This is a genomic window from Rhodococcus sp. 114MFTsu3.1 (assembly GCF_000383555.1).
Lineage (GTDB): Bacteria > Actinomycetota > Actinomycetes > Mycobacteriales > Mycobacteriaceae > Rhodococcoides > Rhodococcoides fascians_E.
In genome coordinates, this window is the sequence record NZ_KB911546.1 from 348,935 (window position 1) to 369,664 (window position 20,730).

Annotated in this window: 16 protein-coding genes; 3 read left to right on the top strand and 13 right to left on the bottom strand. The window is 64.9% G+C overall.

The window, feature by feature from the left end:
* Positions 1–60: 60 nt before the first annotated feature.
* From H292_RS0107530 to H292_RS0107565, 8 genes are all read right to left on the bottom strand, one after another.
* Positions 61–1,578: a catalase gene (locus H292_RS0107530; RefSeq protein ID WP_019662930.1), complete on the bottom strand. Its 1,518-nt coding sequence runs from the start codon at positions 1,576–1,578 to the stop codon at positions 61–63.
* Positions 1,579–1,768: 190 nt separating this feature from the next.
* Positions 1,769–2,425: a hypothetical protein gene (locus H292_RS0107535; protein WP_020110989.1), complete on the bottom strand. Its 657-nt coding sequence runs from the start codon at positions 2,423–2,425 to the stop codon at positions 1,769–1,771.
* 6 nt (positions 2,426–2,431) lie between these two features.
* A complete protein-coding gene (locus tag H292_RS0107540) occupies positions 2,432–4,120 on the bottom strand; it encodes a GMC oxidoreductase (RefSeq protein ID WP_020110990.1) in 1,689 nt (562 codons plus the stop codon).
* The gene (locus H292_RS0107545) at positions 4,117–5,592 is read right to left on the bottom strand and encodes a flavin-containing monooxygenase (protein ID WP_020110991.1); all 1,476 of its coding nucleotides are present in this window, start codon (positions 5,590–5,592) and stop codon (positions 4,117–4,119) included. The genes H292_RS0107540 and H292_RS0107545 overlap by 4 nt, the downstream gene beginning before the upstream one ends.
* Complete coding sequence (locus H292_RS0107550; RefSeq protein ID WP_019662926.1) at positions 5,586–6,167, bottom strand: TetR/AcrR family transcriptional regulator; 582 nt, start codon at positions 6,165–6,167, stop codon at positions 5,586–5,588. The genes H292_RS0107545 and H292_RS0107550 overlap by 7 nt, the downstream gene beginning before the upstream one ends.
* Before the next feature lie 90 nt (positions 6,168–6,257).
* Positions 6,258–8,027 (bottom strand): multicopper oxidase family protein, encoded by a 1,770-nt coding sequence (locus tag H292_RS0107555; protein ID WP_231383793.1) that lies wholly within the window; start codon positions 8,025–8,027, stop codon positions 6,258–6,260.
* Between the two features lie 114 nt (positions 8,028–8,141).
* Positions 8,142–9,164: an aspartate-semialdehyde dehydrogenase gene (locus H292_RS0107560; protein WP_019662924.1), complete on the bottom strand. Its 1,023-nt coding sequence runs from the start codon at positions 9,162–9,164 to the stop codon at positions 8,142–8,144.
* Positions 9,161–10,426 carry an aspartate kinase gene (locus H292_RS0107565; protein ID WP_019662923.1) on the bottom strand — a complete coding sequence of 422 codons (1,266 nt, stop codon included), beginning with the start codon at positions 10,424–10,426 and terminating at the stop codon, positions 9,161–9,163. Before H292_RS0107565 ends, H292_RS0107560 begins: the two co-directional genes overlap by 4 nt.
* Positions 10,427–10,873: 447 nt before the next feature.
* Between H292_RS0107565 and H292_RS0107570 the strand changes: the two genes are divergently transcribed.
* The 3 genes from H292_RS0107570 to leuA all read left to right on the top strand — a co-directional run bounded on the left by H292_RS0107570 (position 10,874) and on the right by leuA (position 15,857).
* Entirely contained in the window at positions 10,874–13,525 is a 2,652-nt protein-coding gene (locus tag H292_RS0107570) for a LuxR C-terminal-related transcriptional regulator (RefSeq protein ID WP_231383785.1), read from the top strand.
* A gap of 107 nt (positions 13,526–13,632) precedes the next feature.
* Complete coding sequence (locus tag H292_RS0107575) at positions 13,633–13,866, top strand: hypothetical protein (protein WP_019662921.1); 234 nt, start codon at positions 13,633–13,635, stop codon at positions 13,864–13,866.
* 179 nt (positions 13,867–14,045) lie between these two features.
* Positions 14,046–15,857 carry a 2-isopropylmalate synthase gene (gene leuA / locus H292_RS0107580; protein ID WP_020110994.1) on the top strand — a complete coding sequence of 604 codons (1,812 nt, stop codon included), beginning with the start codon at positions 14,046–14,048 and terminating at the stop codon, positions 15,855–15,857.
* Positions 15,858–15,876: 19 nt separating this feature from the next.
* On the opposite strand, the gene H292_RS0107585 is transcribed toward leuA, so the two are convergent.
* The 5 genes from H292_RS0107585 to H292_RS0107605 form a co-directional block, all read right to left on the bottom strand.
* Positions 15,877–17,379: an MFS transporter gene (locus H292_RS0107585; RefSeq protein ID WP_020110995.1), complete on the bottom strand. Its 1,503-nt coding sequence runs from the start codon at positions 17,377–17,379 to the stop codon at positions 15,877–15,879.
* The gene (locus H292_RS0107590; RefSeq protein ID WP_020110996.1) at positions 17,376–18,230 is read right to left on the bottom strand and encodes an MBL fold metallo-hydrolase; all 855 of its coding nucleotides are present in this window, start codon (positions 18,228–18,230) and stop codon (positions 17,376–17,378) included. Before H292_RS0107590 ends, H292_RS0107585 begins: the two co-directional genes overlap by 4 nt.
* Positions 18,231–18,398: 168 nt before the next feature.
* The gene (locus H292_RS0107595) at positions 18,399–19,007 is read right to left on the bottom strand and encodes a TetR/AcrR family transcriptional regulator (RefSeq protein ID WP_020110997.1); all 609 of its coding nucleotides are present in this window, start codon (positions 19,005–19,007) and stop codon (positions 18,399–18,401) included.
* A gap of 91 nt (positions 19,008–19,098) precedes the next feature.
* The gene (locus H292_RS0107600) at positions 19,099–20,235 is read right to left on the bottom strand and encodes a thiolase C-terminal domain-containing protein (protein WP_020110998.1); all 1,137 of its coding nucleotides are present in this window, start codon (positions 20,233–20,235) and stop codon (positions 19,099–19,101) included.
* A complete protein-coding gene (locus H292_RS0107605; RefSeq protein WP_020110999.1) occupies positions 20,232–20,696 on the bottom strand; it encodes a Zn-ribbon domain-containing OB-fold protein in 465 nt (154 codons plus the stop codon). The genes H292_RS0107600 and H292_RS0107605 overlap by 4 nt, the downstream gene beginning before the upstream one ends.
* Between the last annotated feature and the right edge of the window lie 34 nt (positions 20,697–20,730).

A 20,730-nucleotide genomic window follows, 5' to 3' on the forward strand; every position in this document is an offset into this window, starting at 1 on the left:
TTCTCAACGGTCGCTCGGCTCAACGGCCCGGACGTGGACGATGTTCCCGATTGTGACGCGTCAGACCTTCTCGGCCTCGTCGCCGGGGGTGGTCGGCGATTGACTGGTCGTCGGCGCTGCGTCACTCTGGCCTGCGCGCACACCTTCCTCGACCTTCTTGCCGAGGTCGGGGTCGACGTTCGTCCAGTACTCGAAGACGCGTTGCAGCACGGGCTCGGTCACTCCGTTGAGTGCGTGGCCGACGATGTTGCCCGCCAGACGCTCTCGCTGATCGTCGTCCATGACCTCACGGACGAGGATGCCGGCCTGTGCGAAGTCACTGTCCTCGGGATGCTCGATGTATCCGGTGCGGACGAAACGTGGCTCGAAGTCCCACGATCCGTCGTCTCCGTACTTCGCGGTGTCCGCGTGCGGGCCGCCGTACGAGTTGGGTGCGTACACCGGAGTGTCGGCGGAGTTGAACGAGTACCGCATCGACCCTTCCTTGGAGTAGGAGTTGACCTGGGCCTTGGGTGCGTTGACCGGCAGCTGCGCGTAGTTGGTGCCGATACGGTAACGGTGCGCGTCGGCGTAGGAGAAGATGCGTCCGAGCAGCATCTTGTCCGGGCTGGCGGCGATTCCCGGTACCAGGTTCGACGGTTCGAACGAGCTCTGCTCGATCTGCGCGAAGAAGTTCTCCGGGTTGCGGTTCAGGGTCAGCTTGCCGACCTTGATCTTCGGGTAGTCCTTTTGCGACCACACCTTCGTGAGGTCGAAGGGGTTGTACTTGTAGCCCTCGGCCTCGTCGTACGGCATGACCTGGATGTAGAAGTCCCAGCTCGGGAAGTCGCCTTCGGAGATCGCACCGAACAGGTCCTGACGATGGTGATCGGGGGAGGTTCCCGCGAGCTCGTCGGCCTTCTCCTGGGTCAGGAAGTCGATGCCCTGGTTGGTCTTGAAGTGGAACTTCACCCAGGAACGCTCGCCGGCGTCGTTGATGAACTGGTACGTGTGTGAGCCGAAGCCGTCCATGTGGCGGTAGCTCTTGGGGATACCCCGGTCACCCATGAGCCAGGTGACCTGGTGGGCGGACTCGGGTGAGAGCGTCCAGAAGTCCCATTGCATGTTGTGGTCGCGCAGCCCGGAGTCCGGCATGCGCTTCTGGCTGCGGATGAAGTCCTGGAACTTGATGGGATCCTTGACGAAGAACACCGGGGTGTTGTTTCCGACGAGGTCCCAGTTGCCTTCGGTGGTGTAGAACTTCAGCGCGAATCCGCGCGGGTCCCGCCAGGTGTCCGGGCTTCCCTGCTCACCGGCGACGGTGGAGAACCGGGCGAGCGCTTCGGTCTTGACGCCCTTCTGCAGGGCGGCGGCCTTGGTGTACTTCGAGATGTCCTCGGTGATTTCGAGGACTCCGAACGCACCCGCACCCTTGGCGTGCACGACGCGCTCGGGGACACGCTCACGGTTGAACTGAGCCATCTTCTCGATGAGGTAGTGGTCCTGAAGAAGGATCGGGCCTTGTGTTCCTGCCGTCAACGACTGGTCGTCGCTGGGTACGGGGATTCCGGAGTTGCTGGTGGTGGCCGGTTCTGTCATTCGGGATGCCTCCTGAGAGATTCACTGTGGACAGTCGGAGGGGCTGGCTCCGACTGCCATGGCTGTACTCGGAACGTCTATCACGCTCGTATAACCGGTCTGCGTGTTTTCGAACCTGTTCGGGCCATTTTTTTGAATCAGTCAAAAGACGCGAGTGGAGCCAGCGGGACCGACCGGATGACACCGGCCGTCAGACTTCGATGTCACCCACCAGCCGCGATGCACCTGTCGACATGGTCCCGGACACGATCTGGAGGCCGAAGTGGGAACCGGGACGCAGCCAGTCCCCCAGCGACGGTCCTGTCGCGTCGACCTGCACGCGGCACAGTCTCGCCTTGCCCTTGAGCGAGGCGCCGGCCAGGGAGACTTCCTCGTCGACGGGTTGCGCGAAGCCGAGACCGCCCCGAATCGGGAACCGCGGCCCGACGCCTCGTGCGGCGACGTCGACAGCCCATCCGTCGCCGCTGGCCGTCGATGTCCCCAGCACGTCACCGCCGAAGTGTGCGAGCACCTTGGGGAGGTTCCAATGTGTGCGTCCTCCGTGCACGGATGTCTCGGAGTCGACGGCGATGAACGGCACGGCCATGCGAGGCATCGCGCCGATGAGCTTCCCCGGCCGCCGCAGGACCGGGCTGGCGAGGATCTCTCGGTACGGGCCGACCGGTGAATCCAGATAGTCGACGACCATGGCCATGGTCACCGGCAGATCTTTCTGCGGAAGCAGTGCGCGTCCTTCGTCGGTCGCGCGATGCCACCAGATCGTGGCGCGTACCGACGCAGGCCACGGCGGTGGCGGGCTCTGCGGCCACTCGGTTCTGGGTGACTCGGATTCACTGACGCTCCACATGGGACGTCACGCTCCCTTCACGGTCAGGGGCAGCCGCAGGGCACCGGGGGCCGAGGCGGGCACTACCGGCGAGCGTGGCTGTGTCGGCTTGATCTCGCGGTAGGGCTGACCCTGAGACGGGCGCTGATCGGTCTCGCCCTTGTTCGGCCACAACGCGAGGGCGCGCTCGGCTTGGGCGGTGATCGTCAGGGACGGATTGACGCCCAGATTGGCGCTCACTGCTGAGCCGTCGACGACGTGAAGGCCGTCGTATCCGTAGACCCGGTGGTAGGCGTCGACGACGCCGCGCTCGGGGTTCTCCCCGATCGCGCACCCTCCGAGGAAGTGCGCCGTCATCGGGATGTTGACGATTTCCGCGATGGAGCCACCCGGGTCACCCCCGATCTTGTCCGCGAGCATGCGTATTGCCTCGTGCCCCTGCGGGATCCACTGCGGAGGTGGGTCGCCCTGGCCGGGACGACTGGTCAGACGCCTGCCGAACAGCCCTTTCTTCGAACCCAGTTCCAGTGAATTGTCGTCGGTCTGCATGACGAGTGCGATGACGGTGCGTTCGGACCAGCGACGGACGGACAGGCTGCGCAGCGCAGCACCGGGGTGACGCAGCGCGACGCCGAGAGTCTTCAGCACCCGAGGCGTGCGACCCCCTCCGTCGCTCAGCACTGTCTGCAGGAGACCGATTGCGTTGCTGCCTTTGCCGTATCGAACGGGTTCGATGTGCGTGTGATCGTCCGGATGGAACGACGACGTGATGGCGACGCCCTGGGTGTAGTCGATCTCGCGACCCCGCGCGGTTGCGGCGAGGACAGCCTCGGAGTTCGTTCGGACGAGGCCGCCGATCCGGTCGGACAGCTTGGGCAACTGCCCGGTCTCCTTCATCGCCAGCAGCAGCTTCTGGGTGCCGTAGGTACCCGCCGCGAAGACCACCTGGTCGGCAGTCATGACGGTGTCGGCCCGGCGCAGTTTGGCGCCCGTGCGACGCGTCACCACCTCGTAGCCTCCCCTCGCGCGTGGCCGGACGGAGGTGACCGTCGTCAGCGGGAAGATCTGTGCGCCGGCGTGTTCCGCGAGATGGAGGTAGTTCTTGACGAGTGTGTTCTTCGCCCCGACGCGGCATCCCGTCATGCAGGATCCACATTCGGTGCAGCCGGTCCGTGCCGGCCCGACGCCGCCGAAGAACGGGTCCGGATCGGTCCTTCCCGGCTGACCGAAGAACACACCGACGGGTGTGCTGGTGAACGTCTCCCCCACCCCCATGTCCTCGGCCACTTCCTTCATGACCTTGTCCGACGGGGTGATCGTGGGGTTGGTCTCGACGCCCAGCATGCGTTTGGCCTGGTCGTAGTACGGGCCGAGTTCACGGTGCCAGTCGGTGATACCTGCCCACTGCGGATCCTCGAAGAACCGTTTCGGGGGCTGATACAGAGTGTTGGCGTAGTTCAGCGATCCACCGCCGACGCCTGCCCCCGCCATGACGAGAACGTCGGGGAGCAGATGAATGCGCTGTACTCCGTAGCATCCGAGGGCGGGCGCCCACAGGTACTTTCTGAGTCGCCAACTGGTCTTCGGCAGCTGGTCGTCGGCGAAGCGCCGGCCGGATTCGAGCACGCCGACGCTGTACCCCTTCTCGACGGCGCGGAGCGCGCTGACGCTACCGCCGAACCCTGATCCGATGACAAGAACGTCGAAATGGGTCATCTCGCAGATCCTTTCGTTTCGTATTTGTCCAAGTCGAACGTCCGGGTCGAGTTACGGAACGTGAACGTGTAGGTCGGCCACATCACCGGATTCTTTCCTTCGGAGTCCAGGTACCAACTCGAGCAACCGCCGGAGTTCCACACCGTTCCGGCCAGCGAGTCGTGGATCCACGTGTTGTATTCCTTCTGGGCGGTTTCCGTGACGTCGACGGAGCCGATGCCCCGCTCACGCATCTGCGCCAACGCGGACACCACGTACTCGGCCTGGGATTCCAACATGTAGACGATGGAACTGTGGCCGAGGTTGGTGTTGGGCCCGTACATCAGGAACAGGTTCGGGAATCCGCTGACGGTGGTGCCTCGGAATGCGTTGGGGCTGCCACCCCACTTCTGAGCGAGCGTCTCCCCGTTGTCGCCGACGAGCAGGTGGGAGACGGGTGGCTCCGTCGGGGTGAATCCGGTGGCGAAGATGATCGTGTCCACCGGGTAGGACGTGCCGTCGGCCGCGCTGACCGAGTTCTCCCCGATCGAAGCGAGCCGGCTTGCCACCAGGTCGACATCGCTTCGGTCGAGGGTCTTCAACCAGTCGTTGGACAGCAGGATCCGCTTGCATCCGATGACGAAGTTCGGTGTGAGAGCCGCCCGCTTCGCCGGGTTCTTCACCTGCCGACGCAGGTGCGTCCTCGCTACGATCGACACCAGCGGTAGCACCTTGGGAAAGCGCGCCAGACCGAGAACGTACGCCTCCCGGTAGCTGTAGATGGCCGCCCGTACCGCTTTCTGCGACAGGGGGAAACGCCGATACATCGCCTTCTCGACGCGGCCGAGGGTGCGGTCCAACCGAGGAATGACCCAGGCGGGAGTTCGTTGGAACACCGTGAGCCGCTCGGTACGGTCGGCGATCTCGGGCACGAACTGCACGGCGGATGCGCCCGTGCCGATGACGGCGACGCGTTTACCCGTCAGGTCGTGATCATGGTTCCACGTCGCGGAGTGGAACATCTCGCCGGTGAACGTCTCGATACCGGGCACCTCGGGAAGTTTCGGAGTCGACAGAGCACCCGTCGCCGCGACGAGCACACGCGTCGACACCGGGCCGGACGACGTCTGCACGTTCCACCGAGAGGATGCGGAATCCCAGGTGGCGCCGAGCAATTCGCATTCGGTGACGATGCGCTCGCGCAGACCCGTCCGTTCCACGACTCCCCTGAGGTATGCGTAGATCTCCGGCTGACGGGCGAACGTGTGCGTCCACTCGGGGCTCTGCGCGAACGAGAACGAGTAGAGCGACGTCGGCACGTCACACGCACACCCGGGGTACGTGTTGTCGCGCCACGTTCCGCCGACGTCGGCAGCACGTTCGATGACGAGCACGTCCGCCGACGGGTCTGCGTCGAGAACCTTGGTGGCCGCGGCTATTCCAGCAAATCCTGCGCCGACGACCAGTACATCGACCGAACTGGGGATCACCATTCCATCACCTTCTGCTCCCATGCGGGCAACAACCGCGACCGGAGTGCGGCGTCGGCGTCGGGGCTACGGAACAAGGCCGACACGGCCAGTCCACGTGCCAGTTCTATGCTGAGTTCGATGCTCTCGGTGGACATCCGGCTACCCATGACGATGGACGCACCTCCCATCAGCGCCTCGGACACCTTGCGTTCGAGCGGAAGCATCGCCTCGTGCAGGGCGGCGTCGGTCCTGGCGGCGACCCACAGTTCGAGCGCCGCGTAGAAGAGTGGGCCGGAGAATGCTTCGCTCAACACCTCGACACCGCGCTCGGGATCGGGCTTCGCGGCCAGGATTTCTGCGAGTCGCTTGTCCACCAGATGGCCGACGGCCGCGGTGACCAACGCTTCCTTCGTCGGAAAGTGATGCAGTTGCGCTCCTCGGGACACGCCGGCACGTCGAGCGATCTCCTGCGTGCTGGTCCGCGCGAAGCCGAGTTCGACGAGGCACTCGATCGCCGCGTCGAGCAGTTTGGCCTGCGTGCCCGCCGTGCGTTCCGCTTGCGTGCGGCGTTCGGTCAGTTCGGTGCTCTGGGTCACACTGCTGACCGTATCCGAAAATCAACAAACAGTCCAGACTGCTTTTTAGTTCGGCAGTTGGATCAGCCGTCGACGATCACACGGCAGGCCTCACACCAGGCGGTAGCGGAGCATCATTTCGTGGTCTTCGTGGTCGAGCATGTGGCAGTGCCACATGTACCCCTGCAGCTCGGCCGAGCCGTGGTGCCCGCCGGACCCGGCGGAAAACGTTGCGTCCGGGTCGAATCCGAGTTCGTCGGCGCGGGGGAACCGGACGAGGATCCGCGTGACCGTCCCCGGGTACGTGTTCACTGTGTCCTTGGCACCCGCTTCCCACGGCGCAGGCGCAGCAAGCGGCCCGGTGACGTACCGCTCGACGTCGGGGGCCCATTTGACCCCGACGTCGGGGCGTGGATTGTCACGCTGGTACGCAGCGAGGTCGATCGGAGCACGACCGAGGGTCCGGAAATGCACCAGATGCAGGTGAATCGGATGCGGTTCGAGCGTGGTGTTGACGATGTTCCACTGCTCGACGGCTCCCTGCGCGGGCATCTCGATGTCCGGGTCGCTGTACCGCAGATTGTTGAGCGTCATCATCGGCGGTGCCAACGACAGGCCTGCCGACGGCTGATTCACGGTCACGGTGCGTTGCACCTGCACCTGAGGCAGCGCGGGCAGAAGCGGAGGTTGCCCCTTCCCACCTCGGTACATGGTCATGACGTCGCCGGTGAACCCGCGGCCCGACGCCACCCTGAACTGGCAGAACAACGGCATCGGTATCGCTCCCAGCGACGCGGCTTGTGCCGGGGGCGGCTCGTCGTTGCGCAGTTCGATCAGCTCGCCGGGTTCTGCGGCCCCGAAGTCGACCAGGACGTCGATTCTCTCCGCGGGCGCGAGGCGAACACTGTCGGTTCGAACGGGTGCGTCGAGCAGTCCGCCGTCGTTCCCGATGACCCAGAATTGCAGCCGCTGCGCGCTCTGTTGGCCCGACATGAACAGATTCCACACCGAGTACGAACCTGCGTTGACGATACGGAACCGGTAGAGGCCGCGCGCGACTTCCATCGTCGGCCATATCTTTCCGTTGACAACGCCGACGTCGCCGGTTCCGCCGCCCTCCCACTTGCCCTGCGGCACAGTAATGTTGGACCGAATGCTCATCGATCCGTCGGGATTCATGATCTTCTCCTGCAGTACCAGCGGGATCTCGAACTCGCCGGACGGGAGTCCGAGCGAATTGTCCGCTGCCCCCGAATCATGCTGATCACGAACGATATTGACGCCGACGAGCCCCGCGTAGACGTTGATGCGCGTCATGGACATCGCGTGATCGTGGTACCACAACCCGGCCGCGTCGTTCAGGCCGGAAAAACTGTGGGTCAGCGACTCGCCGGGACGGACCAGCATCTCGGAGTGCCCGTCGGAATCGGGCTGCGTGATCGCCCCGTGCAGATGCAGCGAGGTCGGCGTCATGTGCCGGTCGTGTTCGCTCATGCCGTGCAGGGAGGTGTCGACATCGGCGGCCAACGGGTTACCGTCCGTGTCGTTGCTGTAGCGCAACGTCCAGGGCTGGCCTTGGACGCTCTCGATCGTCGGCCCGAGGTAGTCGAGATCGCCGTAACCGAACGTCGGACCGGGCGCGAGATCCGCGTGGAAGGAATGCGATCCGCTTCGCGCCCTCAGCTCGACGGCAGTGCCGGAGACGACGGGCAGACGGGGTAGCTCGTCGCGGAACGGCTGCAGGGGCGGCGAATGGAACAGCAGTGGACTGTGGCCGCCGAAGATGTCGTCCGCAGTCGCGCGGCGCACGGCCGACGACGCCGGCAGCGCCGCGGCGACGACACCGAAGGCGGCCAGGCGAAACGCGGATCGCCGTGACATCTCGTTCACACGACACCCCCCTGTTGTGAGTGGAAATTCGGTGCATTCTGGTCGCTCCGTCGGCTCCGCTCCTGCCCCGGAGCCTACATTTCCACTCACGCGCGCCGAAGGCGCCTAAACGAGCAGTTCTGCGATCTGGATCGTGTTCAGAGCAGCGCCCTTGCGCAGGTTGTCGCCGGACACGAAGAGCGCGAGTCCGCGGCCCTCGGGAACGCCCGGGTCCTGACGGATCCGACCGACCAGCGATGCATCCTTGCCCGCAGCCTGCAGCGGGGTCGGAACGTCGACGAGCTCGACGCCCGGTGCCGACGCCAACAGTTCCCGTGCGCGCTCCACCGACAACGGCGACGCGAACTCGGCGTTGATCGACAGCGAGTGGCCGGTGAAGACGGGAACACGGACGCACGTGCCGCTGACCAGAAGGTCCGGCAGCCCGAGGATCTTGCGCGACTCGTTACGGAGCTTCTGATCCTCGTCCGTCTCGCCGGAACCGTCGTCGACCAGCGATCCCGCGAGCGGCAACACGTTGAAGGCGATGGGCGCGACGTACTTGTTCGGCGCCGGGAAGTCGACCGCCGAACCGTCGTGCACCAGCTTTTCCGCGTCGTCGATGACGGCACGCGCCTGGGTGGCGAGTTCTTCGACTCCGGCCAGGCCACTGCCGGAGACCGCCTGGTAGCTGGAGACGATGAGGCGCTGCAAGCCCGCCTCGTCGTGCAGCACCTTCAGGACCGGCATCGCGGCCATCGTGGTGCAGTTGGGGTTGGCGATGATGCCCTTGGGCGGGTTCTTCGCCGCGTCGGGGTTGACCTCGCTGACCACGAGGGGAACCTCGGGGTCCTTGCGGAACGCCGAGGAGTTGTCGATGACGACGGCACCGGCCGCGGCGAAGCGCGGGGCCTGCTCGCGAGAGAGGGTCGCACCGGCGGAGAACAGCGCGATGTCGATCCCGGCGAGGTCGGCGGTGGATGCGTCCTCGACGATGATCTCCTCGCCGCGGAACGGCAGCTTCTTGCCCGCCGACCGCGCCGACGCGAAGAACCGAACCGTGTCTGCAGGAAAGTTGCGCTCTTCCAGCAGGGTTCGCATGACGGCGCCGACCTGGCCGGTGGCTCCTACGACTGCAACTACGGTCATCGTCCTGTACCTCCGTGTACGACGGCTTCTTCGTCGCCGCCGAGATCGAATGCCTCGTGCAGTACACGCACGGCCTCGTCGAGCTGATTGTCGTTGACCAACACGGAAATACGAATCTCCGACGTGCTGATCAGGTCGATGTTGACACCTGCGTCCGCGAGGGACTCGCAGAACGTGGCCGTGACGCCCGGGTGGCTCTTCATGCCTGCGCCGACGAGGGAGACCTTGCCGATGTGGTCGTCGTAGAGGACCTGCGCGAACCCGATCTCGGACTGCAGCTTGGTGAGCTTCTCCACGGCCGTCGGGCCGTCGGACTTGGGGCAGGTGAACGTGATGTCGGTCTTGCCGGTGTCGACCTTGGACACTCCCTGCAGCACCATGTCGATGTTGATCTCCGCATCCGCGACGGCGCGGAAGATCTTCGCCGCGTACCCCGGGGAGTCGGGGATGCCGACCACGGTGACCTTGGCTTCGCTGCGATCGTGTGCGACGCCGGTGAGAATGGCTTCTTCCACTGGAATGTCCTCCATAGATCCGGAGACGATGGTTCCGGGTTTCGTGGTGTACGACGACCGAACGTGTACGGGAACGTTGTAGCGACGTGCGTACTCGACGCAGCGCAGCATGAGCACCTTGGCTCCGCAGGCCGCCATCTCGAGCATTTCCTCGAACGAGACCGTGTCGAGGTGGCGTGCATTCGGAACGATGCGGGGGTCGGCGGTGAAGATGCCGTCGACGTCGGTGTAGATCTCGCAGACGTCGGCGTTCAATGCCGCCGCGAGGGCGACGGCCGTGGTGTCCGAGCCACCGCGTCCGAGCGTCGTGACGTCCTTGCTGTCCTGGCTGACGCCCTGGAAACCGGCGACGAGAACGATCGAACCCTCGTCGAGGGCGTCGCGCACGCGGCCGGGGGTGACGTCGATGATCTTGGCGTTGCCGTGCACGCTCGTCGTGACGACGCCTGCCTGCGAGCCGGTGAAGGAGCGTGCCTCGGCACCGAGGGAATGAATGGCCATCGCGACGAGGGCGTTGGAGATGCGCTCACCCGACGTCAGCAGCATGTCCATTTCACGCGCGGGTGGCGCTGGGCAGACCTGCTCGGCCAGGTCGAGGAGCTCGTCGGTGGTATCACCCATCGCGGACACGACGACGACCACGTCGTTGCCCGCCTTCTTGGTCTCGACGATTCGTTCAGCAACGCGTCGGATACGTTCGGCGGTAGCCACCGACGATCCACCGTACTTCTGGACGATGAGAGCCACGCGTGTGTACCTCCGCTGCTTGGGTGCGTCTCGATTGGTGCAACTTGCCGGAGCTACCTTACCGAGGTCCGGCCTCTCCTTGCGCTGGTGGTACGGCAACAGCGCCCCTGACCTGCGTCTTCCGTCCGCCGACGGGCACCGGGAGCGTCTCCCCCGGCCGCTCACGTCCCAGCCCGGCCCCGAATCCAGGATATTCGTCCGACGCCGGTGCCCGGGTCACCGCGATGCGACGAAGGTGAAACGTGGAGTCCATCCGGATAAACGGGCGGTTTCGGCGGGTGGGTACCGATCGGCCGACTCTCCTCGGACGGCCTTCCGCCTGAGCCCCTCCAAAGCGAACCGAACGGTGTCCGAATCGAGCGTTACTTCCCGAAATCGCAAGAACCGGAATACTATTGGCCGGTCCATCGCATCACATGCGCCTTTTTCGTCGGGAGAGGGTCGTGTATGACCACGTTGCCCCTGTCTTCACTCTCGACGCCGTCTCGGCAGCCCTCGGTGACGCCGCCCGAGCTGCGCAGCAGAATTCCGCTTCGTCCTCGAACCACGATCAGCCGGCCGCGCCTGCTCACGATGCTCGACGACGCCGATCCCTCGGTGGTGACCTTGGTGACCGCACCGGCGGGGTCGGGTAAGACGACCCTGTTGGTCGACTGGATCGGCGCCGACGAACGTGCGCGTGCCGGGTCGGTGGCCTGGCTGACCGTCGAGGAGTCCGACAACGATGTCGCGCATCTGCGATCGTCGGTCGTCTCGGCGTTCGAGCATGCGGGCTCGCACGAGCTGAGCGAGGCGATGGCACGGGTGCCGTCACCTGCAGGCTCGCCGGGCAGCTTCGGTGCGCTGCTCGTGGAGGCACTCGACACGGTGGACGGTCCGGTGACGTTGATCCTGGACGACGCGCATCTACTCCACGACGACGACGCACTGTCGTTGCTCGGCAATTTCCTGCGGTGGCCGCCGCGCACTGTCCGCACGGTTCTCGCCGGACGGTTCGAACCACCTCTGGCGCTGCAGAAGTTACGTCTGGACGGTCGAGTGCACGACATCTCCCCGGCCGCCATCGCGTTCACCGCGGACGAAGCTGCCGCGATGTTGGCGCGCACCGGAGCCGTTCTCGCAGAGGACGATCTGTCCAAGTTGATGGTTCGGACCGAGGGATGGGCGGCCGGTCTGCGGCTTGCGGGAATGACGTTGACGGGCGCGCGACCGCCGTCCGAGGTCATCGACGCATTCACCGGAACACAGCACACCGTCGCGGATTACCTCGTCGGGGAAGTCCTTTCCAACCTTCCGCCTCACGTCCGGACGTTCCTGATCGAGACGTCCGTTCCCGACTGGTTCACGGCCGACCTCGCGGAGAAGCTCACCGGTGACCGTCGGTGCCAGGACATCATCGACGGCCTTCTCGCCCAGAACTTCCTCGTCGATCGCATTCCCGGGCCCGAGACCGGCTACCGGTACCACCCGCTCATGCGCGGTTATCTCCGCGCGGAGATCGCACGCCTGGGGGCCGAGCAGATCAGGAACCTCGAACGCGTCACGTCCTCGTGGTTCACCGACACTCGCCACCCATTGTTCGCACTCCAGCACAGCGTGCACGCCGCCGACTGCACACGAATCGTCGACATACTGTCCGAGTCCGGCCTGGGCATGGTGTTGCGCGGAGACGGCCCCCAGGTACTCGACGCCGTCGAGCAGAGCCCGGCAGATGTTCGACGCGATGTTCGGACAGGACTGGTCAGCGCGGCCGCTCTCCTGGCAACCGGCCGGATCGCACCCGCAGTGAGCATCCTGTCCGCGCTTCGACGATCGGGCGACGGCCTCGGCGACCCTCGCGCCGAGGTACTGCGCAGGGCCCTCGATCTGCACGCATCGCTCTACACAGGAACCGTGGCGACGCCGCTGGACCGGGCCCTGCGCGTCGGAATCGGACAATCAGGAGCCCCGGATCTCGACGCCTACGCGTCGATGGTCGCGGGCCTCGCGGAACTGCATCTCGGACGACGCGCCGCCGCGGACGTCCATCTGTCCGACGCCGTCGCGCACGCACAGGCTGGACATCTGCACCTCACCGCACTCACATGCCTAGCGACGATCGCCGGAAGTCACTTCCTCGCAACACAATTGACCGACGCACACACCGCCGCGCACGACGCACTCCACTACTCGCGGACGCACGGACTCACCGGATCGCCCGTGCATGCCGTCGCGCAGTCGGTCGAGTTGCTCGTCGGCATCGTGCGGCTGACGCCGGCAGACGCTGCACCCGACGACGTCTGGCGCGCGATCTGCACCTCACCGGACCTGGCCATCGCGAGCTACGGACGCCGGGCACGGTGGGCCCTCGGCGCATCCGACGAGCCGGGCCGTTCCGCGCCGAGCGAGCGTGATCGAGCCGACCTGGAACGGCCGGCGCTACCCGGATTCGAGGCCTTGCTGGCCCCGATGATTCAACGTCGACACCTCGGGCAGGGAGAACTTCATCGCGCCGCGGAGTTCGTCGACCTGACCGCGCGGAGGCTCGGTCCGGTCGGTGAAGTCCACCTCCTGGCGGCCGAACTGCACCGCCGAGCCGGGCGTCTCGACGCCGCCGACGCCGAACTGACCCGCGTCATCGACGGCACCAAGCGCTGCCTGAACCCGGTGAATTCGATCCGCGCCTTGCTCGCAGCCGCCGCTGTCGCCGTCGAACGCAAGAACCCCACCCGCGCCTTCGACTCCACCGTCGCTGCCCTGACCGCCGCACAACCGGAGTCGATTCTGCTTCCGTTCGCGGAAGCGGGCACCACCGTGCGCGACGTCCTGACCCACAACCACGGCAGGTTCGGGCTTCTCGAGCCCTTCGCGGACCTCGCCCGCGCCTCGGTTCCACACTCGGGAGCCGGAGTCGACCGGTCACCGAATGCCGCACTGACCCGTCGCGAGCTGGAACTGCTGCGCGAACTCCCGTCATGGCGGACGGCCGAGCAGATCGCCGCGGACCACTTCGTCTCCGTCAACACCATCAAGACACACCTGCGCGGCATCTACCGCAAGCTCGAAGTCCGCTCTCGCCGCGACGCCATCGCCGCCGCCCACGAACTCGGGCTGCTCTGACGGACGCTCCCCTTGCCATTCATTCATCTGCTACGGGTGATGCAGTGGACGACCCGGGCGCGGACGCTGGTGGAGAAGCATCGATTCTCTTCGTGGAGCGAGGGCACATGGCTCAACCCGCTGGCGGCATATCGCACGGAGTTCGGTACGAGTTCGTCGTCGAAGGCGACCTGTCCGAGCGTGCGAAGGCCGCGTTCCCCGATCTGTCGATCGCACGTGTCCCCGCTACGTTCACTCGAATGTTCGGGCCGATCGACGACGACACCGCCCTGCGCGGCATGTTGGCTCGGTTCGACGCCCTCGGTCTGACCGTCGTCGAATTGCGTCGTTTACCCGACTGACACGAGATCGGCGAACCCGGCCGTGAGAGGTGGAGGTGCAGTAGTACACTCGCATCCATGCAGCGCGCGCTTCTCCTCGATCGCCGCGACGGGGTCTGATCCAGACTGGCTTCCCGTCGCGGGGTTTCATCGCGCCGGTCGATATCCAAGTACAGCCAGTAACCTCGGAGATCACACCAATGTCACCTGCCGACGCATTCACATCCGGATCGCGCACCATCACCCCTCCGTCACGGCCCGCGCCCAGCGATCAGCCCGTGTGGAACACCCAGAAGAACTCGTCGATGCCGACGTACCGGTACCGCCCGTTCGCCGACGAGGTCGAGCCCATCACGCTCCCCGACCGCACGTGGCCGGACAAGGTCATCGACCGAACACCGCAGTGGTGCGCCGTCGACCTGCGTGACGGCAATCAGGCCCTCATCGACCCGATGAGCCCCGCACGCAAGCGTCGGATGTTCGATCTGCTGGTTCGTATGGGCTACAAGCAGATCGAGGTCGGGTTCCCCTCCGCGAGCCAGACCGACTTCGACTTCGTCCGCGAGATCATCGAAGACGGCGCGATCCCCGACGACGTGACCATCCAGGTCCTGACTCAGTGCAGGCCGGAACTGATCGAACGCACGTACCTCGCCTGCGAGGGCGCGAAGAACGTGATCGTCCACTTCTACAACTCGACGTCCATTCTTCAGCGGCGCGTCGTTTTCCGCGCCGACCGTGACGTCATCAAGAAGATCGCCACCGACGGCGCACGTAAATGCCTCGAGATCGCCGCGAACTACCCCGACACCGACTGGCGGTACGAGTACTCGCCCGAGTCCTACACCGGAACCGAGCTGGCGTACGCCAAAGAGGTGTGCGACGCCGTCGTCGACATCATCGATCCGACGCCCGAGAAGCCGATCATCCTGAACCTGCCCGCAACGGTGGAGATGGCGACGCCCAACGTCTACGCCGACTCGATCGAGTGGATGAGCCGCAACCTGAACCGGCGCGACAGCATCATCCTGTCGCTGCATCCGCACAACGACCGCGGAACCGGCGTCGCTGCCGCCGAACTGGGCTACCAGGCCGGCGCCGACCGCATCGAGGGATGCCTGTTCGGCAACGGTGAGCGCACCGGCAACGTCTGCCTGGTCACGTTGGGGCTCAACATGTTCACCCGCGGCGTCGACCCACAGATCGACTTCTCCAACATCGACGAGGTACGCCGCACCGTCGAGTACTGCAACCAGCTGCCCGTGCACGAGCGCCACCCGTACGGCGGCGACCTGGTGTACACCGCGTTCTCCGGAAGCCACCAGGACGCCATCAACAAGGGCCTCGACGCGATGAAAGCCACTGCGGACGAGCAGGGTTCGGACATCGGCGAGATCACCTGGCAGGTTCCGTACCTGCCCGTCGACCCGAAGGACGTCGGCCGCACCTACGAGGCCGTCATCCGAGTCAACTCGCAGTCCGGCAAGGGCGGCGTCGCGTACATCATGAAGTCCGATCACGGTCTGGCACTGCCACGTCGACTGCAGATCGAGTTCTCTCAGGCCGTGCAGCGCATCACCGACGGTGAAGGCGGCGAAGTCTCGCCCAAGGAGATGTGGGACGTCTTCGCGCAGGAATACCTGTCGCCGATCCGCCCGCTCGAACGCATCAAGCAGCGCGTCATCGCCGCCGAAACAGACGGCGGCACCGACAACATCGTCGCGACGGTCAAGCTCGACGGCGTCGAACAGGACATCACCGGCTCCGGCAACGGCCCGCTCGCAGCCTTCGTCGACGCACTGTCGACCGTCGGCTACGACGTCAGCGTCCTCGATTACTCCGAGCACGCCATGTCCGCCGGCGACGACGCCCAGGCCGCCGCCTACGTCGAAGCCTCCGTCACCGGACCCAACGGCACCGCCGTCACCGTCTGGGGCGCGGGCATCGCGACCTCCATCACCACAGCATCCCTGCGCGCCGTCGTCTCGGCCGTCAACCGGGCGCTGAAGTAGGACTCCGCTGCACCGCCGGTCATCGTCGACCGGCGGTGCGCGAGTGTCGCGCGAAGAGTGAGACTCCGACTGTCAGGATTGCCACCACGATCATCGCGATAATTGTTCGCCCGTATCCGGTCAGCAGTTGCTCGACAGCCGAGTCCGAGATCTCGCTGATCGTGCCCGCGAACACGAACTTGCGCAGGTCGAGCGGTAGCGCACTCGTCACGACCGACAGAATCACCGCGGTGCCGACGACGAATCCACTTGTCTGCAGCAACAGGCGCATCGCGTTGGCGATCCCCAGTCTTTCGTCGGGCAGGTCGCCCATGATCGCTGTCGCGTTGGACGGCATGAACAGACCCGAACCGAAACCCGCGATTGCCAACCCCACCAGAAGTACCCAGAGCGGCATTCGGCCAGTTGTTCCCACGAACAGAACGACGAGCGCCGCGACTGTCACGACATTGCCCGTCACGGCGAGGGTCGACGGCGACACGATCCGCTGCAACGGACCCGAACTGAGCGATGCCGTCAATGCTGCGACGGCCACCGGCAGCACCATCACTCCAGCGACGAGCGGTGTGACCCCCGAGACCGCTTGGAAGTACAACGCCATCAACAGTACGACGCCACTCTGCGAAATCGAATTGAGAAACGACGCAAGCAGCCCGAATCCGAACGGCCAGTGCTTGAACAACTGGATATCGATCAAGGGATCGTCGACGGACTTCTCGAACCACAGGAACAGGGGAACGATTGCAGCGCTGACGATCAGCCCGCCGATGACGAGAGGGTGCGACCATCCGAGCGATGTGGCCTGCGACAACGCCGCAAGACCGCACGTCAGTGCCACGAGGATCATGGCGTTGCCTCGCAGATCGAGCGAGTACGAACGACCGGTCCGCGGCGACGGCTTCAGGGCGATGAATCCCCACAGCAAGCAGAGAATCCCGATCGGAACGTTGAACCAGAAGACCCACTGCCAACCTGCCTGTTGAGCGAGCAGTCCGCCGAGCGTCGGTCCGCAGAGCTGAGCGATGGAAAACGATGCGAGATAGATGCCCATTCCCTCGCCGAGGCGACGGCGCGGAAAGGCCGCAGTGACGAGAGCTGCACTGTTGGTCAACAGCATTGCGCCGCCCGCAGCCTGGATCACCCGGAAACCCACCAACCACCAGGCATTGGGAGCGAGCCCGCACGCGATGCTTCCGACGGTGTAGAACGCGAGCCCGGTGAGATACATCGTTCTACGACCGAACATGTCCGCCATGCGACCGAACGCCACGAGCAACACCGTGTTGGTGAGCATGTAGGCGAGGAGTATCCAGCTGGCGGCAAGACTACTGGCATCGAAATGTCGTGCGACCGTGGGCAGAGCGACGTTCAGTGCGCTGCCGGACATTCCTATCACCATGCTCGCGAAGGCGACCACACTCAACGTCCGCCATGCATCGCGCATGACCTCACGTTCCGGGCGCGTGTCCTGCTCCGCTTCACACCGAGCGTCGGCCTCGCCGGTATCGGAACGTGCCGTCATCGGGCATCGTCCTGCAGGACGGTACGGCCGAGCGCCGATTCCTCGTTCAGATAGGTGACCATGGCGAGGATCGAGCTGCGGGCAGCCGAGAGGACGTCGGGGTGCTCGACCTCCGGGTACATCCGGGTGACGAGCTCGTCGATGGACATCTCCCGCTCGGACAACAGGTCACGCACCTGTCGAATCCTCCGGTTGCGCGCGTTCAGTCGGCGATCTGCCGACGCAGCCAAGTCCGCGACAACGGGACCGTGCCCGGGTAGTGCGGTCACGGCGGTCGACGCTCCGAGCGCTCGCAACGTTCGCAGACTGTCGAGCATCTCTCGCAGCAGTTCCGGGTGCACCACAGGGGATCCGCTGCCCAGCAGGGTGTCTCCGGTGAACACTATTCTGTCGGCAGGCAAGTAGACGCACAGTGAATCCCGTGTGTGGCCGGGCGTCGGGAGCAACCGGACTTCGATTCCGTCATCCAGCTCGTCGGGAAAGTTGCTGTGAGACATCTCTTTTCTGGCTTTCACGATCCGAGCGCCCGTTGCATCCACGATGCCGCTCGCGGCACCCTCGTGATCGTTGTGACCGTGTGTCAGCACCACGTAGGACACCGAGCGGCGTCCGATGACCCGAAGTAACGACTCGATGTGGTCTGCATCCTTCGGTCCGGGGTCGATCACCGCACAGGCATCGGCGTCCGGTTCGCCGACTATCCACGTATTGGTGCCCTCGAAGGTCCATGCTCCCGCATTCGGGGCGAGAAGCCACTCGACCCTCGGCGCCACCCGTGTTGCCACACCAGGAACCGGCACGGCATTCTTCGATACCGATTCTTTCGACACTGCATCGTTCGAGATCCACATCGCGGCCTCTTTCAGAAGTAACTTCTAGAATCGTACTCGAAAATCTATCCGAATTCGAGCGCCACGAAAGCCAAAATTGCTACAGCGAAGGAGAACTCACGACATACACGAATACGGCCGGCCCGCCTGAAGAACAGGCAAGCCGGCCGTACTGGTTGTCGAGCTGTGTCAGGGTGCGGCAATCCTTCGAATCATGTCGCACATGATGTCCGCCACTGCGTTCGCCTGCTTCTTGGTTTTGCAGTTCAACACCACTTCGCGAGAAGACTCCACGATGATGTCGGTCAACACCCCCAGGGCGATCCTGTGCTCACTGTCGTCGCCCGGGCCGAGAAGTGCCGAGTTCTGTCGAATCCACTCGATCCTCCTGTCACGCCTCAATTTCTCGAACCCGGGGGGCCCGTCGGTATCGAGGAAGACCAGCGCGACATCCCGGCGTTGCCAACTTCCCGCGAGGAACGCGCGAGCGCCGATACAGAACAACTCCAACGGATCTGCCGTACCCGATCTGCGCTCGGCCAGAACCGACGAGCGAACCTGCTCCAGATGCGCCGAATTGTGCCTGTCCCACAGGGCACTGAACAACTCGGCCTTGCCGCCGAAGTGATGGTACAAACTGCCGGTACTCGATCCTGCACGCTCGACGATGTCGGAGATGTTGGCGTTGAGGAATCCCGCTTCGGCGAACACGTCCAGCGCGGCGTCGAGAAGCTTGCGCTGGGTCTCCCCCGTCTTGCTCCACTGCCACGTCGTCGCCGAAGCCGCCCTGTCGGTCATCGTGTCCCCCCAGCATCGTCTCGCTTCTGCGTCAGGAGAGCGTAATTCTAGAATTGGCGGACGGTCAAGTCGAAGCGGACTGATCATGTCCTCAGGCGGCCCCCAGTATCAGAGTGGCACCGGCCGCGAACATACCTCCGTTGCCCTGCACGAGCGACGTCCGTACGCCGTCGACCTGGGCGGCGGCGGTTCCTCGCAACTGACGCACGGACTCCAGAATCGCGAACATCCCGTACATTCCGGTGTGCGTGTAGGACAGTCCTCCGCCATTGGTGTTGACGGGCAACGTTCCTCCGGGAGCGGTGTTCCCCTCTCGCACGAATTCTCCGGCATCCCCACGCCCTACGAATCCCAGGTCCTCGAGCCCGTAGAGCGGCAGATGAGCGAAGGCGTCGTAGATCATGACGTGGTCTATGTCGGACGTCGACAGGCCGGCGGATCGGAACGCGTCGGCTCCGGAGTTCTTGAAACCCTTGAACGACGTGAAATCCTCCATCATCGAGATACCCGGTCCTTCGTACCCCTCACCGGTTCCGAGGACGTGCACGGGTCGTACCTCGAGATCCCTCGCTCTCTCCGCGGTCGTCAACACCAGAGCACCGCCGCCGTCGGTGACCAGGCAACACTCGAGGAGGTGGAACGGCCAGGCGATGACCGGAGAATTCTGGACGTCGTCGACGGTGATGGGGTCACGGAACTTCGCACGGGGGTTCAAGCCTGCCCATTTCCGTTGTGCCACTGCCACATCTGCGAGATGACGCGCCTCGGTACCCGTCTCCTTCATGAAACGCAGGAAGGGGAGGGTGAACCGACTCGGCGGCCCGGTCACGCCGTAGGGCGCCTCGAACTGTCCCGGTAGCGACGCGGGGTCCGGTGCGTACGCGGGTGCACCGACTCGTGACCGCCCCGATTCGCCGTGGGTGATCAGCACGACCGAACACTGACCTGATTCGAGCGCGGCCACCGCATGGCGTACATGCGTCAGAAAGGACGTACCGCCCACACTGGTCGTGTCCATCCAGCGCGGCGTGATGCCCAGGCTGTGCGCGACGGACAACGGCCCCGGCATGGATACTCCAGCGATGCCGTCGACGTCGCCGATCGTCAGGCCGCAGTCCGCGAGCGCGTTCCGGGCAGCCTCGGTATGCAGCTTCAGCGTCGAATGGTCCGGTAGAACGCCGATTTCATCGGTTTCGGCGGCGCCGACGATGACCGTTCCCGAGCTCATGCGTTGCTCCCTTCGGGCCGGAACACCGGTACCTTGACGTCGCCGCGGTCCTCGAACTGCACGACGAGAGGCAGGTCGAGCGGCAGCAACTCCGGGTCCGGGTCCACGCCGACGATGTTGGTCATCATCCGGGGACCTTCCTCCAGTTCGACGACGGCCACCACGTACGGACCATCGTTCTCGAACCCCGGTCCCGGCCGGTGTTCGATGACGTACGTGTGCAGGGTCGCGCGGCCCGAACAGTCGATCCACTCGACCCGTTCCGAACTGCACGACGGGCACAGGTCGCGCGGATAGAAGTACGTCGTGTGGCACTTCGAGCAGCGCTGCACCACGAGTCGTTCCTCGGTGGCGCACGCCCAGAAGTGGGCGGTCTCGGGCGTCGGTTTCGGCGCCATTTTGGGGCGCGCGGCCGCAGCGGGTGCGGAGATGCGCCGAGTATGGACCGTGGAACTGGTCATCGGTTTCTCTTTTCTCGGTCGTCGTACGTTCGTG

Bases quoted from the DNA above. Each gene is read 5' to 3' on its own strand.
- H292_RS0107540 (WP_020110990.1), bottom strand. From the start codon at position 4,120: ATGACCCATTTCGACGTTCTTGTCATCGGATCAGGGTTCGGCGGTAGC.
- H292_RS0107560 (WP_019662924.1), bottom strand. From the start codon at position 9,164: ATGACCGTAGTTGCAGTCGTAGGAGCCACCGGCCAGGTCGGCGCCGTC.
- H292_RS0107590 (WP_020110996.1), bottom strand. From the start codon at position 18,230: ATGTGGATCTCGAACGATGCAGTGTCGAAAGAATCGGTATCGAAGAAT.
- H292_RS0107535 (WP_020110989.1), bottom strand. From the start codon at position 2,425: ATGTGGAGCGTCAGTGAATCCGAGTCACCCAGAACCGAGTGGCCGCAG.
- H292_RS0107570 (WP_231383785.1), top strand. From the start codon at position 10,874: ATGACCACGTTGCCCCTGTCTTCACTCTCGACGCCGTCTCGGCAGCCC.
- H292_RS0107575 (WP_019662921.1), top strand. From the start codon at position 13,633: ATGGCTCAACCCGCTGGCGGCATATCGCACGGAGTTCGGTACGAGTTC.
- H292_RS0107600 (WP_020110998.1), bottom strand. From the start codon at position 20,235: ATGAGCTCGGGAACGGTCATCGTCGGCGCCGCCGAAACCGATGAAATC.
- H292_RS0107605 (WP_020110999.1), bottom strand. From the start codon at position 20,696: ATGACCAGTTCCACGGTCCATACTCGGCGCATCTCCGCACCCGCTGCG.
- H292_RS0107595 (WP_020110997.1), bottom strand. From the start codon at position 19,007: ATGACCGACAGGGCGGCTTCGGCGACGACGTGGCAGTGGAGCAAGACG.
- H292_RS0107585 (WP_020110995.1), bottom strand. From the start codon at position 17,379: ATGACGGCACGTTCCGATACCGGCGAGGCCGACGCTCGGTGTGAAGCG.
- H292_RS0107530 (WP_019662930.1), bottom strand. From the start codon at position 1,578: ATGACAGAACCGGCCACCACCAGCAACTCCGGAATCCCCGTACCCAGC.
- H292_RS0107545 (WP_020110991.1), bottom strand. From the start codon at position 5,592: ATGGTGATCCCCAGTTCGGTCGATGTACTGGTCGTCGGCGCAGGATTT.
- H292_RS0107555 (WP_231383793.1), bottom strand. From the start codon at position 8,027: ATGTCACGGCGATCCGCGTTTCGCCTGGCCGCCTTCGGTGTCGTCGCC.
- leuA (WP_020110994.1), top strand. From the start codon at position 14,046: ATGTCACCTGCCGACGCATTCACATCCGGATCGCGCACCATCACCCCT.